At 55.2% G+C, this 23,383-nt stretch carries 17 protein-coding genes; all 17 read left to right on the top strand.

Going from position 1 to position 23,383, the window contains the following annotated elements; translation table 11 throughout:
• The first annotated feature begins 65 nt into the window (after positions 1-65).
• Entirely contained in the window at positions 66-1,046 is a 981-nt protein-coding gene (locus ACTQ1N_RS01680; protein WP_441954018.1) for a rod shape-determining protein, read from the top strand.
• Between the two features lie 29 nt (positions 1,047-1,075).
• Entirely contained in the window at positions 1,076-3,655 is a 2,580-nt protein-coding gene (recD2, locus tag ACTQ1N_RS01675) for an SF1B family DNA helicase RecD2 (RefSeq protein ID WP_441954016.1), read from the top strand.
• A gap of 77 nt (positions 3,656-3,732) precedes the next feature.
• Positions 3,733-4,467: a ComF family protein gene (locus tag ACTQ1N_RS01670; protein ID WP_441954014.1), complete on the top strand. Its 735-nt coding sequence runs from the start codon at positions 3,733-3,735 to the stop codon at positions 4,465-4,467.
• A 119-nt stretch (positions 4,468-4,586) separates the two neighbouring features.
• Positions 4,587-5,456: a diadenylate cyclase CdaA gene (cdaA, locus tag ACTQ1N_RS01665; RefSeq protein WP_441954012.1), complete on the top strand. Its 870-nt coding sequence runs from the start codon at positions 4,587-4,589 to the stop codon at positions 5,454-5,456.
• The gene (locus ACTQ1N_RS01660; RefSeq protein ID WP_441954010.1) at positions 5,446-6,771 is read left to right on the top strand and encodes a CdaR family protein; all 1,326 of its coding nucleotides are present in this window, start codon (positions 5,446-5,448) and stop codon (positions 6,769-6,771) included. The genes cdaA and ACTQ1N_RS01660 overlap by 11 nt, the downstream gene beginning before the upstream one ends.
• A 3-nt stretch (positions 6,772-6,774) precedes the next feature.
• Entirely contained in the window at positions 6,775-7,038 is a 264-nt protein-coding gene (locus tag ACTQ1N_RS01655; RefSeq protein ID WP_441954008.1) for an HPr family phosphocarrier protein, read from the top strand.
• A gap of 35 nt (positions 7,039-7,073) precedes the next feature.
• Positions 7,074-8,219 carry a L,D-transpeptidase family protein gene (locus ACTQ1N_RS01650; RefSeq protein WP_441954006.1) on the top strand — a complete coding sequence of 382 codons (1,146 nt, stop codon included), beginning with the start codon at positions 7,074-7,076 and terminating at the stop codon, positions 8,217-8,219.
• A gap of 210 nt (positions 8,220-8,429) precedes the next feature.
• A complete protein-coding gene (locus ACTQ1N_RS01645; protein WP_441954004.1) occupies positions 8,430-10,826 on the top strand; it encodes an exopolysaccharide biosynthesis polyprenyl glycosylphosphotransferase in 2,397 nt (798 codons plus the stop codon).
• The gene (locus ACTQ1N_RS01640; RefSeq protein WP_441954001.1) at positions 10,771-11,568 is read left to right on the top strand and encodes an ABC transporter permease; all 798 of its coding nucleotides are present in this window, start codon (positions 10,771-10,773) and stop codon (positions 11,566-11,568) included. The genes ACTQ1N_RS01645 and ACTQ1N_RS01640 overlap by 56 nt, the downstream gene beginning before the upstream one ends.
• Before the next feature lie 80 nt (positions 11,569-11,648).
• A complete protein-coding gene (locus ACTQ1N_RS01635) occupies positions 11,649-12,944 on the top strand; it encodes an ABC transporter ATP-binding protein (protein WP_441954144.1) in 1,296 nt (431 codons plus the stop codon).
• A 1-nt stretch (position 12,945) separates the two neighbouring features.
• Positions 12,946-15,162 (top strand): class I SAM-dependent methyltransferase, encoded by a 2,217-nt coding sequence (locus tag ACTQ1N_RS01630; protein WP_441953999.1) that lies wholly within the window; start codon positions 12,946-12,948, stop codon positions 15,160-15,162.
• On the top strand, positions 15,159-17,921 hold the full coding sequence (locus ACTQ1N_RS01625; protein ID WP_441953997.1) for a glycosyltransferase: 2,763 nt from the start codon (positions 15,159-15,161) through the stop codon (positions 17,919-17,921). The genes ACTQ1N_RS01630 and ACTQ1N_RS01625 overlap by 4 nt, the downstream gene beginning before the upstream one ends.
• 1 nt (position 17,922) lies before the next feature.
• A complete protein-coding gene (locus ACTQ1N_RS01620; protein ID WP_441953995.1) occupies positions 17,923-19,569 on the top strand; it encodes a glycosyltransferase family 2 protein in 1,647 nt (548 codons plus the stop codon).
• Positions 19,570-19,577: 8 nt separating this feature from the next.
• On the top strand, positions 19,578-21,350 hold the full coding sequence (locus ACTQ1N_RS01615; RefSeq protein ID WP_441953993.1) for a glycosyltransferase: 1,773 nt from the start codon (positions 19,578-19,580) through the stop codon (positions 21,348-21,350).
• Positions 21,351-21,464: 114 nt separating this feature from the next.
• On the top strand, positions 21,465-21,887 hold the full coding sequence (locus ACTQ1N_RS01610) for a transporter (RefSeq protein WP_441953991.1): 423 nt from the start codon (positions 21,465-21,467) through the stop codon (positions 21,885-21,887).
• Entirely contained in the window at positions 21,887-22,240 is a 354-nt protein-coding gene (locus ACTQ1N_RS01605; protein WP_441953989.1) for an EamA family transporter, read from the top strand. Before ACTQ1N_RS01610 ends, ACTQ1N_RS01605 begins: the two co-directional genes overlap by 1 nt.
• Position 22,241: 1 nt before the next feature.
• Entirely contained in the window at positions 22,242-23,375 is a 1,134-nt protein-coding gene (gene rffA / locus ACTQ1N_RS01600) for a dTDP-4-amino-4,6-dideoxygalactose transaminase (protein WP_441953987.1), read from the top strand.
• Positions 23,376-23,383: the final 8 nt, after the last annotated feature.

The raw sequence follows: 23,383 nt of genomic DNA, 5'->3' as shown, positions 1-23,383 counted from the left end.
CGGTAAGGACAGACTGAACGAAGATAACAATGTTGGAACAGGAAAGCAGGCAGTGAGGAATTGCTATGGCAGGAACCGATATCGGAATCGATCTTGGCACAACGAGTGTGCTTGTCTATGTGCGCGGAAGGGGTGTTGTCCTCAAGGAACCGAGCGTCGCAGCGCTTGACCGCTCGGACGACCGGATCCGGGCAATCGGAGAGGACGCACGCATGCTTCTGAGCCGGTCTCCGGGAACACTCAAGGAGATTCACCCGCTTGAGAACGGCATCATTGCCGATTATGTGGTGACGGAGCAGATGCTCCGCTATTTTATCCAGAAGGCAGTGGGAAGACTGTCCTTCCGCAAGCCGAAGATCTGTATCTGTGTCCCGGCCGACTTGACGGAAGTTGAGCGGCATGCAGTTGAGGATGCCGGATATCAGGCGGGAGCCCGGGATGTGGCGATGGTGGAGGAGCCGATCGCGGCTGCAATCGGTGCCGGCATTGATTTTTCAAAGCCCAGCGGCAACATGGTTGTCGATATCGGAGGCGGGACGACGAATGCGGCGATTCTGTCGGTCAATGGGATCGTCGTATCGATGGGACTCAAGGTTGGCGGCAATGATTTTGACGCGGCTCTTATGCGGTACATCCGTTCGCAGTTCGGCGTGACCGTCGGACAGCAGGCAGCGGAGGAGATCAAGATGCAGGTCGGCACGGTTTATGATCGGCCTGAGGAACGGCTGATGGAGTTCATCGGCCGGGATATTGAGACAGGGCTTCCGAAGACGGTCCGCATCAGTTCGCAGGACTGCCGGATGGCGTTCCGTGAGCTGACCGGCCGAATTGTGGAAGTTGTACACAGTGTGCTGGAGAAGACCCCGCCGGAGCTTGCGGAGGATGTCGCACAGCGCGGTATCGTCCTGACAGGCGGAGGAAGCCTGATTGATGGTCTGGAGGACCTTCTGGAAGCCCGGACAGGTGTGAACGTGGTGACCTGCGACGACCCGCTCTGTGCGGTGGCGATCGGAACCGGACGCGCCGGGGAACTGCTGGATCTGTAAGGTGTGCTCGGTTTTTGACAGGGGATTTCATGTCGGATACAACAATCAAGGGCTTCGTAGAACATATCACATACAGAAGTGAGGAGACAGGCTATACGGTTCTGACGCTCTGTGCGGATGGAGAGGAAGTGACCGCTGTCGGCGTGCTCCCGGAGATCGGAGAGGGGGAGACCATCCAGTGTGAGGGGACTTTCCAGATGCATGCCACTTACGGCAGGCAGTTCCGGATCCGGGAGTTTTCTTTGTCTGTGCCGGAGGACGAGGCGTCGATGGAGCGCTATCTTTCCTCCGGGCTGATCAAGGGGATCGGAAAGGCACTGGCGCACCGGATTGTGAAGCGGTTCGGAGCGGAGACATTTGACATTATCGAAAAAGAACCGGACCGCCTGGCGGAGGTGAACGGCATCTCGGAGAAGAAGGCCAGGGAGATCTATCTGCAGGTATGCGAGAAGAAGGACCAGCGGGACGGTGTACTGTTTTTGTCACGCTATGGAATATCCAACACCCTGGCGCTGCGTATCTGGAAGGCATACGGGAGTGAAGTGTATCGGATTATCCGCGAGAATCCGTACCGCCTCGCGGACGAGCTGCGGGGCATCGGGTTCCATATGGCAGATGAGATTGCCAGAAAGGCAGGGATGGCAGTCGATTCCCGTTTTCGCGTCGGGAGCGGCATCCTCTATACGCTTCAGCTTGCAGCCGGGGAAGGAAGCCTTTACCTGCCGAAGCCGGTGCTTCTGCGGCGGGCATCCAGTCTGTTATCCATGCCGATTCCAAGTCAGCTCCCGCAGGCTCCTGTGCAGCCGGGACTTCCTCAGGCTTCCGTTAAGCCGTCGTTCCTAGAGGAGGGCGTACAGCCGGGTGCAGCCTGCCAGTCTTCCGCCAGCAGCGCGGATGCAGCCGGTCGGTCAGTCTTCTGTGAGGAAGGAGAAGCCGGGACAGTGGGGGAAAAGGGACAGGATGGCAGAGATCCGGATAGCCTGTCTGATGAGGATTTCTTTGCTGGTCTGTATCCGGGGACGGAGCCGGACGGAGATGAAATTCAGGCGGAGGAGGAACACCTGGAGCTTTTAGAGGATTGCCTCCGGAATCTCTCAGCTGACAGAAAGGTGATCATTAAGAAGGAAGAGGGCGAGGAGCGGGTTTTCGAACCGAGAGCCTACTATACAGAGCTCAGGACGGCGAAGATGCTGCATGACCTCAACATCACCTACAAGGGGACGGAGGCGGATTCCAGGAAGAGAGCCCTTGCAGCGGCAGGAAAGACGAAGACGAAGCTGGATGAGAGGCAGCTGGAAGCGGTCATACGCGCGGATTCCTGTGGCGTCCTGATTCTGACCGGTGGGCCCGGAACCGGGAAGACGACGACAATCAACACGATGATTGCGATGTTTGAGGCGGAGGGGCTGAAGATCGCCCTTGCGGCTCCGACCGGAAGAGCGGCAAAGCGGATGACAGAAGCCACAGGACACGATGCCAGCACTGTACACCGGCTGCTTGAAGTCTCCGGAGATCCGGAAAAAGGGACGGTTGCATTCGGAAAGAATGATGAGGAGCCGCTGGAGCAGGATGTTGTGATCATCGATGAAATGTCGATGGTGGACATCTATCTGATGGCAAGCCTGCTGAAGGCGATACCGGTCGGCACACATCTTGTCCTGGTGGGGGATGCCAGCCAGCTTCCCTCTGTAGGCCCCGGAAGTGTGCTGCGGGATATGATCCATTCGAAGGTCCTGCCGACGGTGACGCTTACAACGGTTTTCAGGCAGGCGCAGGAGAGTGACATCGTGATGAATGCCCACCGGATCAACAAGGGCGAACATCCGGTCATTGACAATAAGAGCCGGGATTTCTTCTTCCTGAAAAGACAGCGGGCGGAGGATATCATCGGACAGGCGATCCATCTGGTTCGCGACAGTCTGCCTAAATACGTGCAGGCAGACACGGCAGACATCCAGGTGATGACGCCGATGAAAAAGGGACTTGTCGGAACCATTCGGCTCAATGCGGTCATGCAGCAGGCACTCAATCCGCCCGGGCCGCGGAAGCGGGAGTGGACAAGAGGCGATGTCGTGTTCCGCGAGGGAGACCGTGTCATGCAGGTCCGGAATAACTACCAGAAGGAATGGACCATCCGGGGACGATACGGGGCTGTCATTGACACCGGGGCCGGCATTTATAATGGCGACATGGGCGTCATACGGACAATTGATCCACTGACAGACCTGATGACGGTCGAATTCGATGAGCACAGGTGTGTCGACTATGAAAAATCGGAGCTCGACCAGCTCGAGCTTTCCTATGCAGTCACCATTCACAAGGCTCAGGGAAGCGAGTATCCGGCTGTCATCATCCCGATGCTGAGGGGACCGAGGATGCTGATGAACCGGAATCTGATCTATACGGCGATCACAAGGGCCAGAAAGTGTGTTGTTCTGATCGGTGATCCGGGTGTCCTGGACGACATGATCGATAACACGATGCAGGAAAAGCGCTATACAACGCTTGACCTGAGGCTTCAGGAATGTGAGGAACAGAAGCATCAGCAGGAGGAGGATGAGAATCCTTTTGCATGGATGGATGAACCGGAGGCTGATGACGGACTGTAGAGAATGATCAGTGTGGGAGCGCAGGGGCAGTGGCTCCAGCAAAGGACACTTCCCCCTGGAGAGTGCCGGATGAACGGATGAAAAGAGAGAAGCCGGTTTTACGGATCAGACAGTTCCTGGATTTTTTATACCCGGGACGGTGTCCGGTCTGCGGGAAAATCCTGGCAAAGGAGGAACCCCTGGTCTGCGGACGCTGCAGGGCGGAGCTGCCCTGGGTGACGGAACCTGTCTGCATCCGGTGCGGAAAGCCGATCGCCAGCCAGGAGAAGGCGGTCTGCGCGGACTGCGCGAGGACAGACCATGCATTCACGGAGGGACGCGCCGCTCTGCTGTATGAGAGGGGCATCCGGCTGTCTGTCAACCGGATGAAATTCTATAATCACCGGGAGTATCTGCCCTTCTACGCTGCCTGCATGTACGCTGCGCACAGAGGACATCTTCAGAAGTGGAATGCTGCCTGTATCATTCCGGTTCCCATGCATCCAAAGAAACGGGCGGAGCGGGGATTCGACCAGGCTGTCCTTCTGGCAAGAGAGCTGTCAGGGCTCTGCAGAATTCCGGTCCTGGAGAACGTGCTGATCCGGACGCGCTATACAAAAGCTTCCAGGAAACTTGGGCGGGAACACAGGATTGCGAATCTCAGAGGGGCCTTCGCTGTCAGAGAACACGAATTGCTGCCGCAGTCCGTTCTCCTTGTAGATGATATCTACACGACGGGGATGACGATGGATCATGCGGCTGCCGCGCTGAGAAAAGCTGGTGTCACACAGATATACTTTCTGACGCTCTGTACAGGACGAGGGGCGGAGTAACCACCGATTCATAAATCTTAAGAAAGTCGGTGGTATTCCTTCCATTTTCTTCGTATAATGTATGGTACAACAGTTTCTGAACAATATGGATTTTGGTACTGCCGGAAAAGAGGAGCAGAATGAAGGCTGCGCTTCAATGGATATCTGCACATTTTTACTGGATGCGTCTGCCGTCGATTACGGTTACGCCGATCGACATCATTCAGATTCTGATTCTTGCCTGGATTATCTATAAGATTCTTGCATGGATCAAGACATCCCATGCCTGGTCGCTGATGAAGGGACTTGTCGTGATCGGGGTTTTTGTCACCCTGATCTACATATTTCAGATGACGACCCTGATCTATATCATCAACCAGGGGCTGGGACTTGTGATCATGGCGGCGATGGTCATCTTCCAGCCGGAGCTGAGAAAAGCACTGGAGTCGCTTGGAAGAAGGCAGATCGTGACCAGACTGTTCATGCCGAACCGGCAGTTTGAGCAGCTGTTCTCCGACAGAACCATGAATGAGATTATTCGCGGCTGCGAGGAGATGGCGCGCGCAAAGACGGGGGCTCTGATTGTCATCGAACAGAATGATAATCTGTCGGAGTACGAGCGGACAGGAATCGAGGTCGATGCGCTGGTTACGTCCCAGCTTCTGATCAATATTTTTGAGAAGAATACGCCGCTGCACGATGGCGCTGTGATTGTCAGGGGAGACCGGGTGACAGCGGCGACCTGCTATCTTCCGCTGTCTGACAATATGAGACTCAGCAAGGAGCTTGGAACCCGCCACAGAGCGGGCGTCGGCATTTCGGAAGTGACAGATTCCCTTACTGTCATCGTGTCGGAGGAGACGGGACGGATTTCCCTTGCCTACCGGGGCAGCCTGGAGAGAGGGGTTACGGAGGAACGTTTCCGCGATCGGATGATTCAATTCCAGAATAAGTCTGAGCTGAAGCGCAGACCGATATTCAGGAAGGAGAAGCCAAAGAATGGGACATAAAATCGGGGAGGCGCTGTTCCGGAACATCGGGCTGAAAATCGCGGCCCTGGTCATTGCATTCTTTGTATGGGTCGGCGTGACAAATACGAACAACCCGGTCAAGACCCAGCTGTTTACAAATGTACCGATTACGATTGTCAATCAGGATGCTGTTGCGGACATCGGGAAGGTGGTCGAGCAGCAGGGAAACGGCACGGTTACGCTGAGAGTCACGGACCGCAGGTCTGTTCTCAGCCAGCTGGCCCGGAACGGTTCTGATTTCTACGTGGAAGCGGACATGAAGAACCTTAACAGCATGAATACTGTCCCTCTGACGGTCACCTGCAGCAATCCGCAGGTGACCTGGGACAAGATTGAGGTGCTGCCGTCCTCTCTGTCTGTCAAGCTGGAGGACAAGGTGGAGCAGACTTATGTGGCCTCCATCTCGACCAACGGGACGCCGGCAACAGGCTGGGAGGTTGGCTCATCGTCGGTGACGACAGGCAAGAACATCGTGCTGGCCGGCCCGTCATCGCTGATGAGGAGGATCAATCAGGTCGTCGCACCGGTCGATGTCGCGGGGCTTTCCTCTGACTATACGCTTTCCAGTGTCCTGAAAGTCTATGATAAAAACGGGGACGAGCTGACGGATGCTCAGATGAAGTCCCTTGAGTTCAAGGACGCGGCCGGGACAGTCATCAAGGATCATACCGTGAAGGTGATGGTTGATCTGTGGAAAATCCGGACCGATGTGCCGATCCGGATCCGCACGACCGGGACACCTGCCTGGGGGTACCGTGTCTCCTCCATCAAGATGATCCCGGAGACCATATCCGTTGCAGGAACAGATGAGGCGCTCGCGGAACTTGGCGACGAGCTGACGGTGAAGGATGTCATCAATGTCTCGGGGGCAAAGGAGAATGTAAAGCAGGAGATCAACCTTGAGGACACGCTGGATCAGATGTCCGGCCTCAAGCTGATCTCGGATGCGGATCCGTCCGTCGAGGTGGAGGTTTCCATCGAGAAGAATGGGGATGTGACGCTGGATATTCCGCTCAGCGACATCGCTGTACAGAACCGGCCGGAGGGTATGGATCTGGTCTTTACCCCGGCTGACAAGATCTCAGTCAGTGTCCATGCGACAGAGGATGACGAGAAACCTCTTACAGCGAAAGACATATCGTTGTCAATCGATTTGAGCCGATGTGCGGAACCCGGAAGCTATGAGATCCCTGTTCAGGTGACGGTGCCGGATGGGTATGAGCTTGCAGGTGATGTTTCGCTGACAGTTGTCTCTGCGAAACAGGAGGCTGCGACGGAGGCAGATCAGGGATAAGAGATGGAAAGCAGAGAGATTGTACTGAATAATGAGAAGGGGCTTCATCTGCGCCCTGCCGGGAAGGTCTGTGATCTTGCGCTGAAATTTCAGTGCAGGACGGAGATGAAGGTCGGAACCGGCGTATACAATCTTAAGAGCATGCTCAGTGTGCTGAGTGCACAGGCTGTGGCTGGGACGAAGATGGAGATTGTCTGCAGCGGACCGGACGAGAGGGAAGCGATCGCCGCAATCTGCACGCTGCTCGAACATCTGGATGAGGATTGATCAGAAGCTGTTTGGAAACAGCGGGAGGGAACGTGATGAGTGAGCATATTGTAGTCAAGTGGAAACGGCTGTTGATCGGGATGCTGGCTGTCCTGCTGCTGGCAGTCCTTGCATCATCTTCTGCACAGGCAGGATTTGTCAGACAGGATGGAAAGCGGTATTATTACAGAACATCGGGCAGGAAGGTGAAGGGCTGGCTGAAGAAGGGGAAGAAAACCTATTACCTGGATCCGGACCAAGATGGTGCTGTGACAGTCGGCTACCTGAAGCTTGGGAAAAAGGGCTATTATTTCCGGAAAAACGGAACCCTTGTGAAAGGTGCATTTGCCACGGACCCGCTTGGGCATACCTATTATGCGGCAAAAAGCGGTGTTCTGTACCGCGGGCTCAGGAAAATCGGGAAGCGGTATTACTATTTTGACAGAAGCAGTCATGTGATGCAGACCGGCTGGGTGAAGACTTCCAGGGGAACCTACTATATGAAGGGGGCCGGAAAACTGCGCGGAACGGCTGTCACCGGATGGCTCCGGAAGGACGGGCTGCGATACTATTTCAATAATGCCGGCCGCATGGTGACAGGACTGGTAAGGATCGGTGGAAGACAGTACTATTTTGATCCGCAGTCCGGTGCGATGGCGACCGGAACGGTTACACTGAAGGGGAAAACCTACAACTTCGGAACGAATGGAATCAAGGTGAAAGAGCCGGTGACAGGGCCATGGAGCGTGAAGGTCAATCAGTCAACCTGCACCGTTACGGTTTACCGCGGAAGTACACCGGTGAAGGCATTTGCCTGCTCGGTTGGTCTGAATGGAGCGACGCCGGACGGAACTTTCCGGATCATGGATCATCTGCGCTGGCATGAGCTGCTGGGACCGTCCTGGGGACAGTGGTGCTCCCATATTACATGGGATATCCTGTTCCATTCGATTCCGTACTCAGCGCCATATGACAAGTATTCCATGGCCATCAGCGGATATAACAAACTTGGACAGGCGGCCTCCCATGGGTGCGTGCGGCTGGCAGCCATCAATGCCAAATATATCTATGACAATGTCCCAGTCGGGTCCACGGTCGTAATCTTCCACGGCTCTGCGAAGAATGACCCACTCGGGAAGCCGATGACTCCCTATGTCGGGAGCTGGAATCACACGTACGACCCGACCGACCCGACCATCTGAAACATGTGAACCTGGCCGGGCGGATATCTGCCGGGCACGCTTTCCAAACAGGACGGAGGCGTGTCCGGCAGACTGCGTGCCGGGGCACCTCATGTGGTGCACCGGACGCTGGAAGGCCTTCGATGCAAGCTGCAGGATAAGCCGAAAGGATGCTGTTATCACGGTGCCGGCAGACGGATGGATACTCCGGGAAGAACGGATGGACTGAATATGAGAAGAGAAAGATACAAGCGGCTGATTATGTTTCTGGCGTCCCTGCTCGTGATCGGACTTCAGACAGCGAATTTCGCGTGGATCTGGTACAAGTACTATAATGTGCGCGGCGTGATGCGGTTCTTCTACTGGAGAAGAGGCAACTGGGCGCTGATCGCCCTCTATTTTCTGACAGTCATCCTGGTGAGCAAGCTGTTTGGCGCCCTGAAAGTCGGATATATGAGGGTGCTGGATGTCATCATCTCCCAGATTTTCTCCGTACTGCTTACGAATGTTCTGGCTTACCTTCAGCTGGCGCTGATCGGCAGATGGAGATTCCTCTCCCATACGGGCCCGATGGTGAAACTGACTTTTGTCAACCTTCTGGTTGTCATTCTCTGGGTGGTGTTTATGAGGTGGATTTACAACACCATCTATCCGCCGAAGTCGGTGATCCTGGTCTATGATGTGCACAACCCTGAAAAGCTTCTGAAGAACATTGCGTCCAGGCGGGACAAGTATGTCATCGCGGAAGCTGTGATGATTGACAAGGGGCTGGATTTCATCAAAGAACGGATTTTGCGGTATGAAACCTGTATTCTCGGGGATATCTCCTCGCATGAACGAAATGTGCTGGTGAAATACTGCTTTGAACGAAACATCCGCTGCTACTGCAGCCCGAAGATCTCCGACATCATGCTGATGTCAGCGGAAAAAATCCACATGTTTGACACGCCGCTTCTGTTAATGCGGAACAGGGGACTGACGGTCGAGGAAGCTTTTGTGAAGCGGCTCCTTGACATTGTGGTCAGTATTCTGCTGACGGTCATTCTCTCCCCGGTCCTGCTTTTGATTGCAGTCCTGGTCAAGTGCTACGACGGGGGACCTGTGTTCTACAGACAGGATCGTCTGACAAAGGATGGGAAGGTTTTCCAGATCATCAAGTTCAGATCGATGAGTGTTGATTCAGAAAAAAATGGAGCGAGACTTGCCGCAAAGGGAGACCGGCGTGTGACACCGGTCGGCAGAGTGATCCGGAAAATTCATTTTGACGAGCTTCCTCAGCTGTTCAACATCATCAAGGGCGAGATGTCGATCGTCGGACCGAGACCGGAGCGCCCTGAAATCGCTGCTCAGTATGAGAAGGAAATCCCGGAATTTACATATCGTCTGAAGATGAAGGCCGGCCTGACAGGGTACGCGCAGGTCTATGGCAAGTACAATACAAAGCCCTACGATAAACTGAAACTGGATCTGACTTACATCGAGAATTACTCCCTCTGGCTGGATTTTCAGCTGGTTGCTGCGACTGTAAAGGTTATATTCCAGAAGGAGAATACAGAGGGTGTAGACCAGTCACAGAAGACAGCATTGCCCGACCAGGACAGTCAGAGCCGCAGGCAGCTGGAAATGGAAGTTCAGCATACCGTGGATGAACTGAAGTGGCAGCAGGAGATCGACCAGGTGCGCCAGGGGGAACTTGGAGAAAGCTGGGAAAGCGCGGCAGCACTCCCGAAAGGCGTGCGGGCGGTGGATGTGATGGCCGGACATGAGCCGGGACTTCTGGTTTCTGTTATCATTCCGTGCTATAATGCCGCAGATACCCTTCCGTCTGCAATTGACAGTGCACTCATGCAGGGTCTGCACTTCGAGTCCTCGCAGCAGATCGGCAGAGGCTCCGTGCAGCGTCTGGAAGTGCTGGTTCTGGATGATGGATCAAGAGATGACATAGGGAGTGTACAGGAACGGTACAAGGGCGATGCAAGGGTTCATTTCTATCGGAATGAGAAGCGTCTTGGCGTGGCAAAAACGCGCAACCGCGGGGCACTGCTGGCACGCGGCCAGTATATTGCCTATCTGGACGCCGATGATATATGGGCGAAGGATAAGCTGAAGAAGCAGTTTGCCCGGATCTACCAGACGGGCTGCGTCCTCTGCTGCACAGGGAGGGAGCTGATGAACCCGGACGGAAGTCTGACCGGTCACGTCATCGGTGTGAAGGAGCTTCTGACGGAAAAGGATCTTCTTCGGCAGAATCCGATCAACTGTTCCTCCGTTGTGGCATTGACATCAGTGGTCCGGCAGTTTCCGATGGCCTGTGAGGGAGCGCACGAAGATTACATTACATGGATGAGTATCATCCGGCGATACAAGACGGCCTGCGGGGTCAGCGAACCACTTCTGTACTACCGGATTTCTGAGAGCGGAAAGAGCGGCAGCAAACTGAAGAGTGCGCGCATGACCTGGCGTTCCTACCGCTGTATGGGCATGTCGATTCCAAAAAGCTGCCTCTGCTTTATCAGTTATGCCTTTCACGGCGCGATGAAGTACAGAACATTCTATTCAGAAAGATCAAAGCATGCTGAAATATCTGATAACAGAACGAAAACTGATCGTGACACTGGCAAAGAATGACTTTCGCAAGAAGTTTGCCGGTTCCTATATGGGAATTCTCTGGGCACTGGTTCAGCCTGTCGTCACCGTCCTGATGTACTGGTTTGTCTTTCAGGTCGGACTCAGGCAGACGCAGAGCTACGGCGGGGTCCCCTTTATTCTGTGGATGCTGGCAGGGCTGGTCCCGTGGTTCTATTTCAACGATGCGCTGACCGGCGGTACCAACTCGCTGGTCGAATACAGCTATCTTGTCAAGAAGGTTGTGTTCCGGATTGAGATTCTCCCGATTGTAAAGGCGTGTTCGGCGCTGTATGTACATGTGTTCTTCGTGGTGCTGACGTATGTGCTGTACTGTCTCTACGGAAAATTTCCGGGCTGGTACAGCTTTCAGCTGCTTTACTACTCAGGCTGCATGTTCATCCTGGTGCTGAGTTTGTCCTATGGGACAGCCGCCATTTCTGTCCTGTTTCGCGATAATGTCCAGATTGTGGCGATCGCTCTTCAGGTCGGGGTATGGTTCACACCGATTATGTGGAATTTTGCAGACATTGCGCCGCGTCTGCCGAAGATGGTCTGCTGGATCTTCAAGCTGAACCCCATGTACTATATCTGTTACGGGTACCGGGACAGCCTGATCGGGCATGTTCCGTTCTGGCATCATCCGGCGCTGACAGCCTGGTTCTGGATCTTCACGATTCTTGCTTATCTGTGGGGGACAAGGACATTCAGACGATCCAGGGGCCATTTTGCGGACGTTCTGTGATGTCCGGCGAGAAGGAGAGTTCTAACTTGCATCGATTCGGGAAGAAACAAAAAGAGGCGGAAGGGCTTCAGAAGCGGAACATTGATGATACCGCCATCGAGGTATGTGATGTCACGAAGGTCTACCGCCTGTATGAGCGGCAGAGAGACAGGCTCTGGGAGACGCTGGGACTTGACAGAAAGAAGACCTACAAGAAAAAATATGCATTAAATCATGTCAGCTTCCGGGTGAAACGGGGCGAGACGGTCGGCATCATCGGAACGAATGGCTCCGGAAAGTCGACCATGCTCAAGCTGATCACCGGTGTTCTGACACCGACTGCAGGAAGCATCCGTGTCGACGGCAGGATTTCCGCCCTGCTGGAGCTGGGAGCCGGCTTCAACATGGAATACACGGGAATTGAGAATGTCTATCTGAACGGGGCGATGATCGGTTTCACGAAGGAGGAGATCGATGCCCGGCTGGATGATATCATCCGCTTTGCGGATATCGGGGATTACATCAACCAGCCGGTCAAATCCTACTCCTCCGGCATGTTTGTCCGGCTGGCCTTTGCGGTTGCAATCAATATCGATCCGGAGATCCTGATTGTCGATGAAGCTCTGTCAGTCGGGGACGTTTTCTTTCAGTCCAAGTGTTACCGGAAGTTCGAGGAGTTTCGGCGGGCGGGGAAGACCATCCTGTTCGTATCGCATGACCTCTCAGCGATCTCCCGGTACTGCGACAGGGCAATTCTGCTCAATCAGGGCGACCTGATCTACGATGGGACGCCGAAGGAGGCCATAGACCTGTACAAAAAGGTGCTGGTCGGTCAGTATGAGGAGAAGACCGCGGAACAGCCGGAGGCAGCAGACGGGGAGAAGGCGGGGATACAGGGAACCGGCAGCGGTGCCGGTCTGTGGAAGAGCAGATATCCGGTCAACCCCAGCCTGGTCGAGTACGGGGAAAAAAATGGAGAGATTGTCGACTATGCGCTTCTGGATGAGAACGGACTGATGACCTCCAACTTTCTGAAGGGAACCATGTTCACGGTCAGGATGAAAATCCGGGCGCATGCGGACATTCTGGAGCCGATCTTCGCTTTTACAATCAAGAACATGAAGGGCATTGAGATCTGCGGGACAAACACGACGATGGAACGTGTCCCGGTTCCGACGATGCACGACGGCGATGAACATGTGGTGGAGTTTACTCAGAGGATTGACCTGCAGGGCGGGGAATACCTGCTTTCGCTGGGATGTACCGGTTATCAGGACGGGATGTTCCGGGTGTTCCACAGACTCTATGATGTCATATCGCTGACAGTTGTATCGAATCGTGACACAGTCGGTTTCTATGACATGAACAGCACCTGCGTGCTGGATCCGGAGATATGAGATGGCAGAGCTGAATTTGGATTATTATCGTGGAAGCGACCAGTACTCTGACGGGGACGTGGAGGATCGGATTCTTGGGGATGTCAGAAAGCTGACAGCAGCCAGGAAAGCGGCAGAAGCCCCGGGCAGCCAGTCGGATGCGCAGGATATGCTCTACGGAGTCATCGACGAGGCATACCGGACTGGAAATGAGACCGATGGATTTGCATATCTTTACCACTTGTCCCCTGTCCGTGAGAACATTCTTTCCTGGTATCCCTTCAGAAAGGATGCCGCTGCGCTCGAGATAGGGGCCGGACCTGGCGCAGTGACGGGGATTCTCTGCAAAAAAATGGCGTCTGTGACGAGTGTCGATCTGTCGAAGCGGCGCTGTATGATCAACTATGAGCGGCACAGGTGTGCAGACAATCTGAAGATTATGGTCGGGAATCTCAATGAGATGAAGTTTCCCGGCCTTTTTGACTATGTGATTCTGAACGGGGTCTTCGAGTATGCGGGATCCTTCACAAAGGAGGGGCAGCCTTACCGGACCTTCCTCAGACGCTGCGCCGGTTTCCTGAAAGAGGACGGGGTCCTTCTGGTTGCGATTGAGAACCGGCTTGGACTGAAGTATTTTGCCGGGGCACCGGAGGACCACACTGGCAACTATATGGAGGGTCTGAAGGGATACCGGCAGGGCTCAGGCGTGCGGACCTTTTCCAGGGCGGAGTGGCTGGACCTCGCGTCAGACTGCGGTCTCCGTGTCCGGCGGTTTTACTACCCGTCCCCTGACTACAAGTTTCCCGGAGAAGTTTTCACGGACGAGACGCTGTCTGCAGCTTCCTATGACCGGAACCGGTGGAATTTTGATGCCCGGAGGCTGGAGCTTTTTCCGGAGTGCGAGATGGCCGCCAGCCTTCAGAAAGAAGGTGTGCTGGCTTCATTTATGAATTCATTTCTTGTGGAGCTGTCGGCGTCTGAACGGCTGGAGCCCCCGGAGGAAACCGGCGGGGGAAGCGAAGTACTCTACGCGAAAGTGAATTCTGACAGAGCTTCTTGTTTCCGGATTCAGACGGTCATCAGGAGAACGGGGGATGGACAGAGAGTTGTCTCAAAGGAGCCGCTGACGGATGCCGCGCGTGCACACCTGCTTCGGATGCATGAATATGAAAAAACGCAGGAAACAAGGACGCTCTTTCTGGAAGGAAGACAATATCCGGTCCGTATGCTCTGCGGAGAGGAGAAAGACGGCAGACTCTTCTACCGGTATCTTGAGGGGGAAAACCTGGGCGAGCGGGTGGCCCGGGCCGCTGAAGCGGATGATGACGCTGCAGTCATCCGGATGACAGACGCCCTCTGGAGTCTCCTGCTTCAGGGAAAGGTGGAAGAAGGCGGGGCCGGAAAAGAGGGACGGGACGCATTCCGGAAGGTGTTCGGAGAAGAACCCGGAGCCGGAGAAGGCAGTTTTCTCTGCCCGGCGAACATTGACCTGATTTTTGACAACCTGATTCTGAGCGGGGACACGGTATGGATCATTGACGGGGAGTGGGTGTTCGACTTCCCGGTTCCGGCGGGGTTCATCCTCTGGCGGGCAGTCAACGAGCTGTATGCCGGTCATGAGAGCCTTGAGCGGGTGCTGCCGAGACAGAAGCTCCTCGGACGGTACCAGATCACACCGGCGCAGGCACAGACGTACTGGAAATGGGCGGACTTTTTTGAAAAGCAGACGGTGAAGGCGAATGAACTGGCCCGGTATGCCCGTCCGGAGAAGAAGGCTGACCTGAAGGATATCCATACATTCGGGCAGGAGGCCCGTCTGACCTCCACCCTTTACATGGACCGGGGACAGGGATTTTCAGAGAAGGATGTGGTGCGGCAGGAGGTCTCGCTGAAGGATGGCGTATATGAGGCCGTCTTTGACATTCCGCACCCGGAGACAGTCCGGGATCTGCGTTTTGACCCGGTCGAAGGAACCTGCTGCGTTTGTGCGCTGAGCTCTCCCGACGGACAGCTGAGGCCCGTCAATGCGGCGAGGGCAAGAAAAAAGATCCCGCTGGAGGGCGGGTATACGAGGGTGTGCGAGTTCCTGACGACAGATCCGTCCTACCGCCTGGTCTGCCGGGGAAGCGTCCCGGAAAGGATCCGGATCGCCGGAAGGATGGATCTCAGGAGTGAAGACTGGGCGCTTGGAAGGGCAGGGAGCCTGCTCGGAAAGTATCAGAGGATATTCAGACTATGAAGACGGAAGAAAGACAGAGCAGCCGTCCGGTTGATATTGTGGTTCCTGTCTACAACGGCTATGAAGACCTGCTTCTGTGCGTCGGGAGCCTGAAGCGGCATACCGATCTGACAAGGCACCGGGTCATCCTGATCGATGATAAGAGCACAGACGGGCGTATCCGGCCGTATCTGGAACGGGAGGCACGGTGCCCGGGAATCTGTGCGGTGTTCAACGACCAGAACAAGGGCTTCTCCGCAAATGTCAATACAGGGCTTGCCTACTCACAGCGGGATACCATTCTTTTGAACTCTGACACGATTGTGACAGACCGGTGGGTGGAGAAGCTTCAGCGCTGTGCGGATTCCTCTGTACGGATCGCAACGGTGACACCTCTTTCCAATGCAGCGACGCTGGCCTCGGTACCGGAGTTTCTGAAGGACAACCGGATTCCGGACGGCCTGGATGTCGACGAGTATGCGGAGCTTGTGGAGCGGACATCGCTGCGCCGCTATCCGCCTGTCTCAGTGGCCGTCGGTTTCTGTATGTATATCCGCCAGGAAGCCTACGAGGCGGCGGGACCATTCGACGCAGCCACATTTGGCAGAGGGTACGGAGAGGAAAACGACTTCTGCAACCGCTGCGGGATGGTGGGGTACATCCATGTTCTGTGCGACGACACCTTCATCTATCATAAGGGGACGGCATCCTTTGAGAGCGATGAAAAAAAACGGCTGTGCGACGAGCATGACCGGATTCTGAGAAAGCGCTATCCGCTTCAGATGAAGGAAAATGACCGATACTGCGCGGAGAATCCGGACCAGGACATCCGGGACAATCTCAAGCTTCATACCCGCCTTGCGAACGGAGCCGGAAATCTGCTTTATTTCCTGCATCTGGATTTTCAGGGAATTGCGAAGAATCACATCGGCGGGACACAGCTCCACGTACGGGATCTGGTCCGCGGCGCTGTGAAGGACTACAACGTGTTTGTTGCAGCCAGGGACGGAGAAGTCCTCAGGCTGACCATCTACCCCAGGGGCTGCGGGGAGAAGCTGATGCTGAAGTTCCCGATCGGGGAGAAGCCTCTGTTTCCTGTATTTTGGGACGAGAAGCTCGCAGAGATTCTCCGGCAGATCCTGACGGTATTTGACATCGACCTGGTCCATGTCCACCATACGGAGGGGCTGACGCTCGATATCTTCGAGGTCTCGAAATCGCTGGGGATTCCGGTTATCTGTACGCTTCATGACTACTATTATGCCTGTCCGACGATCAAGCTGATGGACTCTGACGGAAGATTCTGCCCGTCAGATGGCCGCTTTGCGCCGGCTGACGACCGAACCTGCCGGCTGTGCCTCCACAAAAACTGCGGCTACGGCCATGTGTCTGTGATCGACAGGTGGAGACGGGAGAATCTGCGTGCCCTGTCAGTCTGCGGGAAACTGATCTTTCCCTCTGAATCCGCAAAGGCCGTGATGATGCAGGCTTTCCCGGAGCTGGAGAGCCGGAGCGTTGTCATACCGCACGGAAGCGGCGACCCGAGGGAAAGGGCGGGAAATGCGATTGTGAAGGGGGCCGTATCTGCGAAGCGGACGAACCGGATGCATGCGCACCTGGATCAGATGCCGGGAAGGGATGGCGGTTTCAACTATGTCACCGGCTGGGCATACCTGGAGGGAGAAGACAGCGGAAAGATAACGGCGTATGCCGAAGTGACAGATCATCGCGGGCAGGTGTTCCGCCTTCCGCTCCGAAAAATCCCGCGCACGGATGTGGCCGATGCGGCCTGCGACAGACGGTATCAGCAGTGTGGCTTTCACGCGGTCTTCGATCTTCCGGGAATGGCTGACGGGCGGTTCCGGATGAGCGTTCTGCTTCAGAAGGGGACGGCGTTCTTTACAGACGGACGGGTATACACCGGCTTTTTCAGGCATCTCAATAAAGCTGAAAGTGGGCTTCGCCATCGCAGCGGGCGGATCCTGCACGTTGCGTTTCTCGGCGGGGTGACCCGGGCAAAGGGCTCCGCTCTGCTGTCCGCGATCATCCATTCCGGGAACCCGCATTTCCGCTTCTTTGTCTTCGGACAGGTCGGGGATCCGGAGGTTCTGAAGGAAAAGTGCCCGGAGAATGTCTATTTCTCCGGTGTCTATGAGCAGGAGGACGCGGGACAGCTGCTGGAGGCCTGTCAGATCGATGTGGCGTGTATTCTTCCGATCTGGGGGGAGACGTTCTGCTATACGCTTTCCGAATCATGGCAGAACGGGATCCCGGTCATCGGAACCGATATCGGAGCGGTGGGAGAACGTCTTCGGAAGACAGGGGCCGGCTGGCTTGTCCCGCCGAATGCAGGCGCCGGCGAGGTGCTGTCGCTTCTGGAGAAAATCCGAAGCAGTCCTCAGGAACTCTCCGAAAAGCGGAAAGCGGCATTGAGCGTGCCGCTCCGGAATATTGTCTGGATGAATGCCGCGTACAGAATGCTGTATGGAGAGTGGATGCGGCAGGGACGGCAGGGAAGCGTCACAGAGCGGGTGCGGCGGAGAAACTGCAGTCCGCAGGATACGGACGCTGTCTTCCAGGCCTACGCGCTGGCAAACCCGGCTGTGAGAGGCAGCGGCGGGGAGGCAGAAAAAAACAGACTCCGGGAGGAGAATGAAATGCTGCGCACCTCCATGGAGATGCTGAAGAATACGACAAGTTACAGGCTGGCAAGGAAGATCGCGGAGGCAGACCTCCCCGGCAGGGAGACACTGAAGCGGATTCTCAGAAAGAGGGTTTGAAATGAATCTGGGTAAGCTGAAAAATTATCTGAATCTTTTCAGTCTGCAGCAGGCAGCGGTAAGCATCAGAGACCGCTTCTTCGCACCGGAACATGAGGAGGTCCCCTACGAGCGGTGGCTGGAGCACACCCGGATTTCCTCCCGCGGATATGCGAAGATTTCGAAGGAGGTCTTTCATTTCCAGCCGACAATCGGTGTGTATGCCCATGCAGAGGGGAGAGACCGGGCAGCCTTTGTTCAGTCTCTGTCTCTGCAGACCTACCGGAATGTCCGGCCGCTGAAGGACTGCCCCGAGGCGGAGTATACCTTGTTCGCAGGTCCGGGCTGTACCCTGACCCCGGATATGCTGTCCTCGTGCGTGAGGCTTCTGAATGAGGACAACAGCGGGTGTGTGGACCTCGTGTACTTTGACTCGGACTGCATCGATGCGGAGGGCAGAAAGACAAACCCGGCATTCCGTCCGGAATATGACCCGATCCTGCTGAGAAAGGTTAACTATATGGGCAATGTCTTTCTTGTCAGGACGGCCTTGTTCCGAAAGGTGTACGAGGAAATGGAGCGGGATTCGGGCGGAAAGGTCAGCCTGGACAGCGACGGCGCCCATGCGTTTCTGAAGCGTCTGTGCAAGGGGGAGCATGTCAGACCCGGGCAGGAAAGAAGCGGGTCTGTCCGTCATATTCCGAGGATCCTCTATCATGAGGTTCTGGAAGATGCGCGGAAGGTCAGTGTGGACAGACATATCCCATTGCTGAAGAAGGATCTGGAGCTTGTCTCCGTGATCATCCCCAACAAGGATCATGTCAGGGACCTGAAGCGCTGTATCGATTCTCTCCTGGAAGTCAACGCCTACCACAATCTGGAGATCATCATCGTTGAGAACAACAGCTCCTCTCCGGAGATTTTCCGGTACTATGAGGAGATTCAGAAGCGGGATGAGCGGATTCATGTGTATACCTATACAGGGAGTTTCAATTATTCCAGAATCAACAATTTCGGGGCATCAAAGGCTCATGGACGGTTTCTGCTGTTTCTGAACAATGATACCGTGATTCTGAAGCCGTCAAGCATCTGGTACCTGGCTTCTCATGCGGAAAGGCAGGATGTCGGTGCGGTCGGTGCTCTTCTGATCTATCCGGACCATACGGTTCAGCATGCCGGCGTCATCCTCGGGTACGGGGGAATCGCCGGGCATGCATATCAGGGAGAGGAGCTGGGAGAGCTGCCGGGGGAGTATCCGGAGCTTCTCTTCGAGCATACGCGCAATGTGTCGGCCGTTACCGGTGCCTGCATGCTGATGCGGCGGGAGGTTTATGAACAGGCCGGCGGCTTTGATGAGGAGCTGGCGGTGACATTCAATGATGTGGATCTGTGCCTCAGACTCCGGAAGGAAGGGTACCGGATTCTCATCTGTCCGAATGCCGAGTTGATTCACAATGAGTCAGCGTCCAGGGGCGCGGAGGACAGCGAGGAGAAGGTCAGACGGTTCCACCGGGAAATCGGGATTTTTGTCAGACGGTGGGAAAAGGAGCTTGAAGCCGGTGATCCGTTCTACAACCCGAATCTGACGCTGACAGGGCGGACGTATACCTGCAAGGATCCGGTCCGTGAAGCCAGAGCGCCTTACCTGAAGTATCTGCGGATGGAGTAACCAGGGTGATGACAGGGAAAATACAAAAGGGACTTGTCTATCTGAAAAACAGAGGGGTCAGGGAATTCACCGCCAGGGCGGCAGAGAAGCTGGCGGATGCCCATTTTGACTATAACAGGTGGGTGCGCGCGCAGGAACCTTCGCCCCTGGAGATGGGGTATCAGAAAAATCTGAGAATGGGGAGCATGCCGAAAATCTGGGTGATGATCCTCCGGGCGGAGGGAGAACCGGTGAAGGGGGCAGCCTTCCGCAGAACAGAAGAAACGCTCCGCCGGCAGACATATCTGAATGCGGAACTGTGTGATGCCCTGACAACCCAGGTGGGCGATGAGGATCTCATTGTTTTTGTGAGAGCCGGGGACCTGCTTCCGCCCCATGCCCTGTTTGAGCTCGCACATGCAGTCCGGGATGGCAGCAGCTGTGTGTACTCGGATGAGGACCGGTACAGGCTGGTGAAGGACGGAGAACGGGAGAAGCTTTCGCTGTCCCATCCGCTCTTCAAACCGGATTTTGATCCGGATTATCTGAGGTCGGTCCCTTATATCGGCTCTCTTTTTGGTGTGAAGGCGGGGATCCTTCGCAGGGCTGCGCATATACTGCGGGGGACTTCCGGAATGCCGGCGGAGGAACTGGCCGATCCGGCCGCCTGTTATGAAATGACGCTGCTCTGCACGGATCTTGCGCAGGAGCACGTGGCACACGTCCCGAAGATTCTCTGCCACGCTGCCGGTCAGCAGCGGAAGGAAGTTCGGGAGCAGGACGGAGTGATGATGCGGCGGCAGGAGCATCAGGCCAGGGATGAGGCGCTCATGCAGGTCCTTCAGCGTGACCTGAGCCGAAAAGGGGAAAAAGGCATCGTGGAGCATGGAAGAGGACCGGGCTGTTTTCATATCCGGTACCTGCATCCGGAAAGTCCGCTTGTCAGCCTGGTCATTCCAAACAAGGATCATGCCTCGATGCTGAAACGCTGTCTGGATTCAATCTGCAGCCTGACGACCTGGGAGAGACTGGAAATTATCATCGTCGAGAACAATTCAAGTGAGCCTGAGACCTTTTCGTTCTATGACACACTGAAGGAGGGGCTGTACAGGCAGCTGCCGGTCCGGGTTGTCCGGTACCGGGAGAAAGGGTTTCATTTTTCTGCGATCATCAACGAAGGAGTCCGGGAGGCCGCGGGCGACTATGTGGTTCTGATGAACAATGATGTGACGGTCAGGACACCGGACTGGATTGAGCGGCTGCTGTCTCAGTGCATGCGTGAGAAGGTCGGCGCAGTTGGCCCGAAGCTTCTGTATCCGGACGGAACGGTCCAGTCTGCCGGGATTGTCGTCGGAATCATGGGTTTTGCAGGCAGCATGATGGTTGGAGGAAAGAATGAGGATCCGGGCTATATGAACCGCGCCGCGTCCGTCAGCAGGATGAGTGCTGTGACGGCGGCCTGTATGATGGTCTCAAGGGAGGCATTCTGGCGTGCGGGGGGATTCTCGATGGAATTTCCGGTGGCCCTGAATGACGTGGATTTCTGCCTCCGGCTCGGTGAATCCGGCTATCATGTTCTCTATGAACCGACTGCGGAGCTGTATCATCATGAGTCAGCCAGCCGGGGATATGAGAACAGCCGGGAGAAGTCAAGACGCTTTGAGAAAGAAAAGCGGCATTTCCGGAAAAAGTGGGAGAAGATCCTGAAGGAAGGAGACCCTCATTACAATCCGAATCTTTCTCTGAGAACGTGTCATTACGAGATCAATACCGGCGTGCCGAAATGGCTGATTTGCGGCTGAAGGCTCCGGATGCTATAATGAAAAATCAGCCGCACGGAGGGCAGGGCGGCTTTGACGCACGGAATCCGGCAAAAAAAACGAAGAGACCAGAGGAGAAGGGGGATCATTCGGAACATGAAGAAAAACAAAGGACTTGAGGTGCCCATTCTGTGGTTCCTTGCGCTCCACCTGAGCCTGATTGTGAATTCTATACAGGGAGTGTTCTCCAAGCTGGCAGGCCGTGAAAGAACGCTGTCGCCCATGTGGATCCTTTTTTTCGGGCTGATGTTCGTTGCACTGTTCACATTTGCAGTTGCCTGGCAGCAGGTGCTTAAGCACATGTCGCTGACCTTTGCCTTCACCAACAAGCCGATCACCATTATCTGGGGACTTGTGTGGGGGGTCCTGATCTTTCAGGAACGGGTGACCTGGAATATGGTTCTGGGTTCGGTCATCATCCTGGTCGGAATCATGGTCGGTGTCAGCGGCGGTCAGCCGCAGCAGAAGACCGGAAGCCCTGTGGCCGGAGGCGAAGCCGGAAAGGAGGAGCAGCAGTGATGTTTACGGGACTGTGGAAATACCTCCTGATCTGGATCATCTCCGTGTTTATTTCTTCCATCGCCCAGGTGATGCTCAAGCTTGAGGCAAACAAGACGCACAAAACCAGGCTTCAGGAATACCTGAATCCGATGGTGGCCGGCGCATACGGCATCTTTTTCGTGTCGGTCTTTCTGACCTACTATGCGCTGAAATATGTACCGCTGACCTACTCGCCGATCGTCGAGCCGCTCAGCTATATCTTTGTACCTGTGATCGGGGTGCTGCTTTTGCACGAAAAACTGTCTAAGCGCAGAATCCTGGGCATGCTGATCATGATCGCGGGGATCGCAGTTTTTTCATTTGGAGGCTGACATGATTGATTTCAACAGACCGCCCATTGTCGGGACGGAGCAGAAGTATTTTCAGGAGGCGCTGGAGAGCGGCAAGCTCTGCGGGGACGGGAACTTTACAAAGCAGGCTTCTGCCTGGCTGGAGAACAAGTTTCATGTCCGTTACTGTTATCTGACGACATCCTGCACAGCGGCTCTGGAGATGGGAAGCTGGCTGTGCAGTCTTGAACCTGGCGACGAGGTCATCATGCCGTCCTACACATTTGTGTCGACCGCAGATGCTTTTGTCCTGCGCGGGGCAAGGATTGTCTATGTCGACATCGATCCGAAGACCATGAACATGAACGCGGATCTGATTGAGGATGCCATTACGGACCGGACACGGGCGATTGTTCCGGTCCACTACGCGGGAGTTGCCTGTGACATGGACAAGATCATGGCGATCGCGAAGAAGTACAACCTGAAGGTGGTCGAGGATGCCGCGCAGGGCGTGAACGCCTACTACAGAGGAAAGGCACTCGGGACGATCGGGGACTATGGCTGCTACAGCTTTCATGAGACAAAGAATTATTCCATGGGAGAAGGCGGAGCGATTGTATTCAACAATGAGGAAGACCGCGAACGTGCGGAGATTGTCCGGGAGAAGGGAACAAACCGGAGCAAGTTTTTCCGCGGGCAGATTGACAAGTACACATGGGTGGACTATGGCTCTTCGTATCTGCCGTCTGAGCTGAATGTCGCTTATCTCTGGGCTCAGCTGCAGGTATTTGACCAGATCCAGGAAAAACGGACGGCTATCTGGAATTATTACAATGAAACGCTGAAACCGCTTGCTGATGCAGGATATATCGAGCAGCCGTATATTCCGGACTACGCGCAGCATAATGCACATATGTACTATATCAAGGTAAAGGACCTGAATGTCAGGACGGACCTGATCCGGTACATGAAGGAGAAGGGTGTTCTGTGTGTATTCCACTATATCCCGCTCCATCTTTCGGAGGCAGGAAAGCGGTTCGGGCGGTTCTCTGGTGAGGATGTCTATACGACGAAGGAGTCCGAGCGGCTGATGCGCCTTCCGATGTTCTACAATCTGGAAGAGAAGGACATGGAGTATGCAGCAGACTGTCTGCTGAACTATCCAGGTTTTCACTAAGCGTTCAG

The sequence above is a fragment of the Porcincola sp. LCP21S3_C12 genome (assembly GCF_052118625.1).
Lineage (GTDB): Bacteria > Bacillota > Clostridia > Lachnospirales > Lachnospiraceae > Porcincola.
Note: the sequence above shows the minus strand (reverse complement) of the source record. Positions and strands in the feature narration are given on the sequence as shown.